General features: G+C 42.0%; 7 protein-coding genes and 1 rRNA gene (1 of these 8 cut by a window edge). All 8 read right to left on the bottom strand.

Annotated elements, in window-relative coordinates:
• A 16S ribosomal RNA gene (locus ACZ43M_RS00040) occupies positions 1-654 on the bottom strand (it extends 896 nt beyond the left edge of the window).
• A gap of 240 nt (positions 655-894) precedes the next feature.
• A complete protein-coding gene (gyrA, locus tag ACZ43M_RS00035; RefSeq protein WP_464505520.1) occupies positions 895-3,423 on the bottom strand; it encodes a DNA gyrase subunit A in 2,529 nt (842 codons plus the stop codon).
• A gap of 80 nt (positions 3,424-3,503) precedes the next feature.
• Entirely contained in the window at positions 3,504-5,426 is a 1,923-nt protein-coding gene (gene gyrB / locus ACZ43M_RS00030) for a DNA topoisomerase (ATP-hydrolyzing) subunit B (protein WP_464505519.1), read from the bottom strand.
• Between the two features lie 74 nt (positions 5,427-5,500).
• Positions 5,501-5,749 (bottom strand): extracellular matrix regulator RemB, encoded by a 249-nt coding sequence (gene remB / locus ACZ43M_RS00025; RefSeq protein WP_464505518.1) that lies wholly within the window; start codon positions 5,747-5,749, stop codon positions 5,501-5,503.
• 8 nt (positions 5,750-5,757) lie between these two features.
• Complete coding sequence (gene recF / locus ACZ43M_RS00020) at positions 5,758-6,876, bottom strand: DNA replication/repair protein RecF (RefSeq protein WP_464505517.1); 1,119 nt, start codon at positions 6,874-6,876, stop codon at positions 5,758-5,760.
• A gap of 12 nt (positions 6,877-6,888) precedes the next feature.
• On the bottom strand, positions 6,889-7,104 hold the full coding sequence (yaaA, locus tag ACZ43M_RS00015) for a S4 domain-containing protein YaaA (RefSeq protein ID WP_464505516.1): 216 nt from the start codon (positions 7,102-7,104) through the stop codon (positions 6,889-6,891).
• Positions 7,105-7,227: 123 nt separating this feature from the next.
• Positions 7,228-8,364 (bottom strand): DNA polymerase III subunit beta, encoded by a 1,137-nt coding sequence (gene dnaN / locus ACZ43M_RS00010; RefSeq protein ID WP_464505515.1) that lies wholly within the window; start codon positions 8,362-8,364, stop codon positions 7,228-7,230.
• A 189-nt stretch (positions 8,365-8,553) separates the two neighbouring features.
• Positions 8,554-9,900 carry a chromosomal replication initiator protein DnaA gene (gene dnaA / locus ACZ43M_RS00005; RefSeq protein ID WP_464505514.1) on the bottom strand — a complete coding sequence of 449 codons (1,347 nt, stop codon included), beginning with the start codon at positions 9,898-9,900 and terminating at the stop codon, positions 8,554-8,556.
• Positions 9,901-10,000 lie beyond the last annotated feature (100 nt).

Below are 10,000 nucleotides of genomic sequence, written 5' to 3'. Positions count from 1 at the left end.
CCCCAGTTTCCAATGACCCTCCACGGTTGAGCCGTGGGCTTTCACATCAGACTTAAAGGACCGCCTGCGCGCGCTTTACGCCCAATAATTCCGGACAACGCTTGCCACCTACGTATTACCGCGGCTGCTGGCACGTAGTTAGCCGTGGCTTTCTGGTCAGGTACCGTCAAGGTACCGGCAGTTACTCCGATACTTGTTCTTCCCTGACAACAGAGCTTTACGACCCGAAGGCCTTCTTCGCTCACGCGGCGTTGCTCCATCAGACTTTCGTCCATTGTGGAAGATTCCCTACTGCTGCCTCCCGTAGGAGTCTGGGCCGTGTCTCAGTCCCAGTGTGGCCGATCACCCTCTCAGGTCGGCTACGCATCGTCGCCTTGGTGAGCCGTTACCTCACCAACTAGCTAATGCGCCGCGGGCCCATCTGTAAGTGTCAGCGTAAACCGACTTTCAGCTTACCAACATGTGTTGATAAGAATTATCCGGTATTAGCACCGGTTTCCCGGTGTTATCCCAGTCTTACAGGCAGGTTGCCCACGTGTTACTCACCCGTCCGCCGCTAACCAACAGGAGCAAGCTCCTATTGATTCGCTCGACTTGCATGTATTAGGCACGCCGCCAGCGTTCGTCCTGAGCCAGGATCAAACTCTCCAAAAAAGATGAGTTGATTAGCTCATAAAAGTTACGTTGGCTTCATTCCGTTAGGAATGAATGTTTTATTGTTGACGTTTTTGTTTGTTTAGTTTTCAAAGATCAAATTCATCATCGCCCCGAGGCGACTTTATTAATATACCACCGTGATAAATGTATGTCAACGGTTTTTCTGTATTTTTTTACTATGCCTATAATAAAAACTAGAAAGAAGGAGCACTACTCTGAGTGCTCCGTTCTTAGTCATTATTCTTCATTCTCCGTGCTAGGCTCTGATTCAGATACTACTGCTTCAGATCCTTCTGATTCAGAAGACAGTTCTTCGCTGATTTCTTCTTCCTCTTCTTCCTTCTCGACCTTTGCCACAGTAGCAACAAATTCATTGTTTTCCTTAATATTGATTAGCTTGACACCTTGAGTATTACGGCCTAATTGAGAGATACCAGCTACATCAATGCGGATTAGCACACCGCCAGTTGTAATCAGCATTAAATCCTCATCGCCGGTCACGGTTCTTACGGAAACTAGATTTCCATTTTTGTCAGTGACATGACAGGTTTTAATTCCCTTGCCGCCCCGGCCTTGAATTCGGTATTCAGCCGCAGGGGTGCGTTTACCATAGCCATTTTTCGTAACAATCAGGATATCGTTGTCCTCTTCCAGTACTTCCATACCAATAACCTCATCATCACTGTCGAGGGTAATTCCTTTTACCCCTGTGGCGGTGCGGCCCATTGAGCGGACATCTGTTTCTGGGAAGCGAATCAGCATTCCCTTTTTCGTACCAATAATCATATCCTTGCTTCCATCAGTCAACTTTACCGAAATAAGTTCATCGCCCTCGCGCAGGCTCAAGGCAATTAAGCCGTTATTACGAATATGCGCAAATGATGAAAGAGGGGAGCGCTTCGATATTCCTTCTTTCGTGGTGAAGAATAGGTACCAATCATCAACGAATTCTTCAACAGGAATAATCGCATTAATCCATTCTCCCTTTTCTACGCTAAGAAGATTAATAATTGGAATTCCTTTGGCCGTACGGCTGTATTCCGGAATTTCATAACCTTTGGTACGATAAACTTTCCCTTTATTAGTGAAGTAAAGAATCGTATCATGCGTCGAAGTGGTGATTAAATGCTCGACAAAGTCATCCTCATTTGTCCCCATTCCCTGGATGCCGCGGCCGCCGCGTTTTTGGGCGCGGTAGGTTGATACTGGAAGCCGCTTGATGTACCCATTATGCGTCAGGGTGATGACGATACTTTCACGTGGAATTAGATCTTCATCTTCAAAAAATTCAATACCGCCAACAGCTATTTCAGTGCGACGTTTATCATTGAAACGCTCTTTGATTTCAAGCAGTTCTTCACGAATAATCTCAAGAACCTTTTCCTCGTCTGCCAAAATGCCTTTTAATTCAGCGATCAACTTAACAAGGTTTTGATATTCTTCTTCAATTTTTTCTCTTTCCAATCCTGTTAAACGCTGCAGACGCATATCGAGAATCGCCTGTGCTTGTTTTTCAGAAAGGTTAAATTGTGTCATTAACCCTTCACGGGCAATATCTGTTGTTTGCGAACCGCGAATTAACGTAATAATCGCATCAATATGATCAAGCGCCACACGCAAACCTTCCAAAATGTGTGCACGGGCTTCTGCTTTACGCAGTTCAAATTCTGTTCTCCGGCGGATAACAACTTTTTGATGATCCAAATAATGTACTAAACATTGCTTTAATGTTAATACCTTCGGATGACCATTAACTAATGCCAGCATGTTGATGCCATAGCTTGTTTGCATAGCTGTTAATTTATATAAATTATTCAACAGTACATTGGCATTTGCGTCCTTGCGAAGTTCAATAACAATTCGCATTCCTCTGCGGTCAGATTCGTCACGCAGGTCAGTAATGCCTTCAAGTTTTTTATCGCGGGCAAGTTCAGCAATTTTTTCAATCAACTTTGCTTTGTTCACTTGATATGGAATTTCGTTGACAATAATCGTTTCTTTACCGTTTGCTTTTTGTTCAATTTCCACCTTGGCCCTTAATGTAATCGAGCCTCTGCCTGTTTCGTAAGCTTTGCGAATCCCGCTGCGGCCAAGAATGATCCCGCCTGTAGGGAAGTCAGGACCAGGAATGATTTCCATTAACTCCTGGCTGGTGATGCCTGGGTCATGGCTAACAGCTAAAACACCATCAATAACTTCACCTAGTTGGTGCGGCGGGATATTGGTCGCCATTCCCACAGCAATCCCCGTTGTACCGTTAACCAGAAGGTTAGGGAATCTTGCCGGCAGCACAACCGGTTCTCTTTCTTCACCATCATAGTTATCCTGATAATCAATGGTATCTTTATTAAGATCTCTTAATAATTCCATTGAGATTTTTGACATTCTTGATTCTGTATAACGCATAGCTGCAGCTGAATCACCATCGACAGAACCAAAATTTCCATGACCATCGACTAGCATGTAGCGATAGTTAAAGTCTTGGGCCATTCGCACCATTGTTTCATAAACGGCAGAATCACCATGTGGATGGTATTTACCGATTACGTCACCAACGATACGGGCAGATTTTTTATATGGTTTGTCCGCATGAATTCCAAGATCATGCATAGCATAAAGAATACGGCGGTGGACCGGCTTTAATCCGTCACGTACATCCGGAAGGGCACGTGATACAATAACACTCATCGCATAGTCAAGAAACGATGATCTCATTTCATGGCTAATATTAATCTCTTTAATTTGCGAATTTGGCGTTTCACTCATATTTGGTACCTCCTAATAGGGATCACCTAAAAGAAAAAAGGAGGATAGCGCATACCTCTACCCTTTTTCCCCTTTGTTTGTTATATATCTAGATTCTTCACGTATTGTGCGTTTTCCTCAATGAAGTTACGGCGTGGTTCAACCTTTTCCCCCATTAACATATCAAAGGTTTCATCCGCTTCAATCGCATCTTCGAGGCTGACTTGAAGCATGGTTCTGACACTAGGATCCATCGTTGTTTCCCATAATTGTTCGGGATTCATCTCTCCCAAACCTTTATAGCGCTGGATATTGGGCTTTGGCGAACTTGGCAGCTCAGCAAAGATCCGGTCAAGTTCCTTGTCGTTGTAGGCATATTCGACTCTTTTGCCCTGCTGTACTTTATAAAGCGGCGGCTGGGCAATATAAATGTATCCCGCTTCAATTATTTTTCTCATAAACCGATAAAAGAACGTTAATAGGAGTGTTCGGATATGGGCGCCGTCAACATCAGCATCGGTCATAATCACGATTTTATGATAGCGCGCTTTCGAAATATCAAAATCTTCACCAATCCCAGTTCCAATCGCAGTAATCATTGCCCTGACTTCATTATTTGAGAGGATCCGATCTAGCCGGGCTTTTTCGACGTTTAGAATCTTCCCTCTAAGCGGCAGGATTGCCTGGAAATGACGGTCACGCCCTTGCTTCGCCGAACCGCCCGCCGAGTCACCCTCAACGATATACAATTCGCTTTCTGCTGGATCTCTTGAAGAACAATCAGCTAATTTCCCTGGTAAACTGGAAACTTCAAGTGCACTTTTACGACGAGTCAATTCCCTGGCTTTCTTGGCCGCAAGCCGTGCCCGCGCTGCCATTAAGCCCTTATCGACAATTTTTCTAGCCACAGTTGGATTCTCTAATAGGAATTGTTCAAATTTGCCGGAGAAAACTGTATCTGTGATCGCTCTAACTTCGGAGTTTCCGAGTTTTGTTTTAGTCTGCCCCTCGAATTGCGGGTCCGGGTGCTTAATGGAAACAATCGCTGTTAAGCCTTCACGAACATCTTCACCAGAAAGATTTGTATCACTTTCTTTAATTAAGCCGTTTTTGCGGGCATAGTCATTAATTACTCTGGTTAAAGCTGTTTTAAACCCAGATTCATGTGTTCCGCCCTCATAGGTGTGAATATTGTTGGCAAAAGAATAAATATTCTCTGTGTAGCCGTCGTTATATTGCAGGGCAACCTCGACACTGATACCATCACGTTCGCCTTCCATGTAAATCGGCTCATCATGGACGACTTCTTTTGTGCGGTTTAAGTGCTCAACATATGATTTAATACCGCCCTCATAGTAATATTCATTATGTTTATTTTCCTCACGCTTGTCTTCAATCGTGATTTTAATTCCACGGTTCAAGAAAGCCAACTCGCGAAGGCGAGTAGCGAGAATGTCATATTCGTATACCAATGTTTCAGTGAAGATTTCTCCATCGGGCTTAAAATGTGTCGTTGTACCGGTTCTGTCTGTTGTTCCAACCACTTCTAATTCTGAAACAACGTTGCCGCGTTCAAATTTAATACGATGGATTTTCCCATCTCGATGAACATATACTTCCAGTTCAGTGGAGAGGGCATTAACAACTGATGCACCAACACCGTGCAGTCCGCCGGAAACTTTGTAGCCTCCGCCGCCGAACTTACCCCCGGCATGGAGAACTGTCATAATAACCTCAACTGCCGGTCTGCCCATTTTTTCTTGAATATCGACAGGGATACCTCGGCCGTTATCCTTTACCGTAATACTGTTATCCTTTTCAATCGTGACATTGATATCGGTACAATAGCCCGCGAGCGCTTCATCAATACTATTATCGACAATTTCCCATACAAGATGGTGCAGGCCTTTGCCGCTCGTTGATCCAATATACATACCAGGTCTTTTCCGGACAGCCTCAAGTCCTTCCAATACTTGAATTTGATGCGCATCATATGCTTGCTCTTGTACTGCTTTTTGCTCCATTGTCACTTGATTCACCTGCACTTTCTAACAACTCAATCTATATTTTCATTGTACACTTTAACTAAATCAGACTATTAAAATTCCTGAATAGCAACTTGACCAGAACGCTTTTTTAAGGTCCCAGAAGCAATCGGGGATAAGTATACCTTGTCAAACGTAACGACAATTGATTTAAAGGGATTTTTGGAAAGGTTCATAACCTTATCTTGATGATGTTTCAAAAATTCATTGATTAACTCCGAATTTTTGACACTTTCTTTATCTAAAATAGTAATAATATCCTTCAACCTGATGCTATGGTCTTCCCCAATATGGATATACATAAGGCACCTCAATGAACTTTCTTGATAACTCCTGAACTAACTTCAAATGTCGAAGCGGACCGAAGCGTCTGATGATCAATTCCGTCCACGCTTGTGGTGGTGACAAAAGTTTGGACTTTGCCTTGAATCGTATTTAATAAATGCGACTGACGATAATCATCCAATTCCGATAAAACATCATCCAATAGTAAAATCGGATACTCACCAATTTCAGCATGAATTAATTCAATTTCCGCAAGTTTCACAGACAGCGCTGTTGTCCGCTGCTGACCTTGTGAACCAAATGTTTGTACATCGCGGCCATTTACCAAAAACAACAAATCATCGCGATGCGGCCCAAACAGGGTAGTGCCGCGCTCAATTTCTCGCAGCCTCACTTTGGCAAACTTCTCTTCAAAACTTGTTATCATTTTCGACAAGTCTTGTTCTTCTAATACATCTACAGAGGGTTTGTATTGAATTTCGAGGCTCTCTAGACCGCGGGAGATTCCATGATGAATCGGTTTCGCCCAATTTTCGAGCAAATGGAGAAACTCAAATCTTTTTGCGACAATTTTCGCAGCCATTTGAGTAAACTGCTCCGTCAATATTTCGAGCATCGTTTGGTCAGTCTGCTTTTTAATCTGCAGCATTTTTAAATAATGATTGCGCTGTTGAAGAATTTTCTGGTATTGGCTCATATCATGTAAGTAAATAGGGGAGATTTGGCCAATTTCCATATCAATAAACCGCCTGCGAACCTGTGGGCTTCCTTTTACTAGGTTTAAATCCTCAGGGGCAAACATAACCACATTCATATTTCCAACATACTGACTCAGTTTTTGCTGTTCAATATGGTTCAGCTTCGCTTTTTTTCCCTTTTTTGAAATCACTAATTGCAGGGGAACAGAACTGTGCTGTTTTTGAATCCTACCCTCTATTTTAGCATATTCCTGGTCCCAGCGAATTAAATCTTTATCATTTGAGGTCCGGTGGGATTTGGCCATTGCTAAAACATAAATGGATTCCATGACATTTGTTTTACCTTGGGCATTTTCACCTAAGATGACATTTACTTTATTTTCAAACTCAATAAACATCTCATCATAATTCCGATAATTTTTTAAAGCTAATTGTTGAATATACATGTAATGTCATCCTTACTCAGTTATCACGAACTCCCCAAAGCCCGGGATTTTAATCTTATCTCCGGAACGAAGCTTTCTTCCTCGTCGTTGATCTTGTTCACCATTAATAAATACATCGTGTTCACTTAAAAACCATTTGGCCATGCCTCCGGTTTGAATCACGTCGGCAAGCTTTAAAAATTGCCCCAATGTGATATATTCCGTATCCAATGAAATTTTTTCAGGCACATCATCACCCTCATTCCAAAAATGGTCTCAATACTTTATTTTACTAAATATCCAAAATAAAAACAAAGGAAACCCTGAAAAAAAGCCGCCAGTGGTATGGCGGCATATGGTCATCATATCTGTTTAATAAGTTCTGACAGGCAAAATAAGCTGTAAGATCGATTCATCATGCATCGGACGAATCAGGAATGGCCGCATCGCTCCGGTAAAGCTCACTCTGATATCCGTTCCTTCGAGCGCTTTTAGCGCATCCATCATATATTTTGCACTAAATGAAATCTTTAATTCTTCTCCCTCAATTGATTCACTTTGAATCTCTTCAACAACTTTTCCAATTTCCGGTGTGTTGGAGGAAATTTCAATCACGCCGCCTTCTATTGTCGACAGCTTGACCACATTATTTCGGCCTTCTCTAGCCAAAAGGGAAGCACGGTCAATCGCCTGTAGGAATTCCTTTGTATTAACGGTTACATCCGTTTTGCTTTCTGATGGAATCAATCTCGATGTATCCGGATAATTCCCCTCTAAAAGTCTGGAGAAAAACAATAAATGCTTTGCCTTAAATAAAATTTGGTTTTCAGTAATGACGATATCAATTAACTCGTTTGAGTCATCAATAATCTTACTTAATTCGTTTAAACTTTTCCCTGGAATAACAACATTATAGCTATCATCCATTTCTGTTTCGATCTTTGCCTTGCGGAGCGCCAGCCTGTGGCTATCTGTTGCAATACAGGTTAGTTCACCATTCTCAATTCGCCAGTTTACACCTGTCAAGATGGGGCGTGTTTCCGAAGTGGACACAGCAAAATGCGTTTGGCGAATCATTGCTTTTAATAAATCTGTGGCAATATGGAATTTGTTATTTTCCTCTATTTGCGGCAGGTGAGGGTATTCCTCTGCATCAAGGCCAATTAAGTTAAACTCGGATTTGCCGGAACGAATGACGGTTTGCAGCGAACCATGCACTTCAATTTCAACAGAATCTGTAGGAAGCTTTTTAACAATTTCACTAAAGAATTTTGCCTGCAGCACAATGGAACCAGGTTGCTTGATTTCCACAATTTCATCGCCTGATTCCTCTTTCGGAATAAACGATTCAATGGAAATATCAGAATCACTTCCGGTTAAGGTTACTCCCTCATTTGTTGTGGTAATTTTGATCCCGGTCAAGATAGGAATCGTTGTTCTCGAAGTGACAGCCTTCATAACGTCTTGGACACTTTGAACCAGTCTGTCGCGCTGAATGCTAAATTTCATTTGTTAAATCCTCCGTTCAGGCATATTTTTAATTGCTATTACATATATTTATTTTTTATAAAAAAACAGTAGAAGTACTAGTAGGGCCTGTTAACATGTGGATAACTGGAATTTTCAATGGAAACACAGCCTATCCACATGTGGACAGACTGTGTATAGATTCCAAGAAGTTATTCACAGTATTCAATGCTATATTTTCAACAGCTCATTTAATTCTTTCATTTGTTTTTGCAGCTGCGAATCGGTCTGGAGCAGTTTTGAAATTTTTTCATGAGCATGGATAACTGTAGTATGATCGCGGCCGCCAAATTCTTCTCCTATTTTCGGCAAAGAGTAATCGGTTAATTCACGCGATAAATACATGGCAATCTGCCGTGGAAAGGCAATAGATTTTGTCCGCTTTTTAGCCTTAAAATCCTCCAGCTTGATACTATAATGTTCGCCAACCACTTTTTGAATTTCATGAATGGTGATGACCTTTGGTTTCGAACTTGGGATGATATCCTTCAAAGCTTCAGCAGCCAAGTCTGCATTAATGTCTTTATTAATTAAAGATGAATACGCTACAACGCGGATTAAAGCACCCTCAAGCTCGCGGATGTTGGAATCGATCTGATTAGCAATATAGAGCATGACCTCATTTGGGATATCGAGGCCTTCAGCTTTTGCCTTTTTGCGTAGTATGGCAATCCTTGTTTCCAAATCCGGCGGTGTGATATCGGTAATCAGCCCCCATTCAAACCGTGATCGCAGACGATCCTCAAGAGTAGGAATCTCACGGGGCGGACGGTCGCTTGAAATGACAATTTGCTTGCTTTCCTCATGAAGGGCATTGAATGTATGGAAAAATTCTTCCTGGGTCGATTCTTTTCCAGCCAAAAATTGAATATCGTCAATTAGAAGGACATCGACATTTCGATATTTATTGCGGAAGTTTTCCGCTTTATTGTCGCGAATTGAGTTAATAAATTCATTGGTGAACTTTTCGGATGACAAATAAACCACTTTGGCGGATGGATTATGATCCAGAACATAGTGGCCAATTGCATGCATCAAGTGGGTTTTCCCCAGACCAACGCCCCCGTAGATGAACAAGGGGTTGTAGGCTTTGGCCGGTGCTTCAGCAACAGCTAAAGATGCTGCATGGGCAAAACGGTTGCCTGATCCAATGACGAATGTATCAAAGGTATATTTTGGATTTAGAATATTTGATGGAAAATCGTTATGCTCGTCTTCCTTTTTCACCTTTTTACGCGGCGTTGGAATTTCGAGGTCTTCTTCTTTTTGATTCTGCGGAATAATGAACTTTACCGACAGTTCTTCACCGGTTATCTCATAAAGAATTCCTGAAATCAGCTGGGAGTAACGCTCCTCAAGCCAATCGCGGGCAAACTCATTTGGAGCAGTAATGACAAGCAGATTGCCCTGCAACGCATGTGCTTTTGTTGCTTTTAGCCATGTATCAAAGCTTGGTTTGCTGATTTTCTTTTCGATATTCGCAAGCGCTGCATGCCAAAGATCCGCAATATTTTCCAACTAGTTTCCCTCCCTTTATCTTTTTAAAAATATTTATGTTTATCTTTTTATCGTCTTACTCCTTGGAGTTTTGTTTCCTGTCCAGGCTTCAAATTATACT

This window comes from Neobacillus sp. B24, from assembly GCF_055381825.1.
This window is presented reverse-complemented; position numbering and strand designations above follow the sequence as displayed.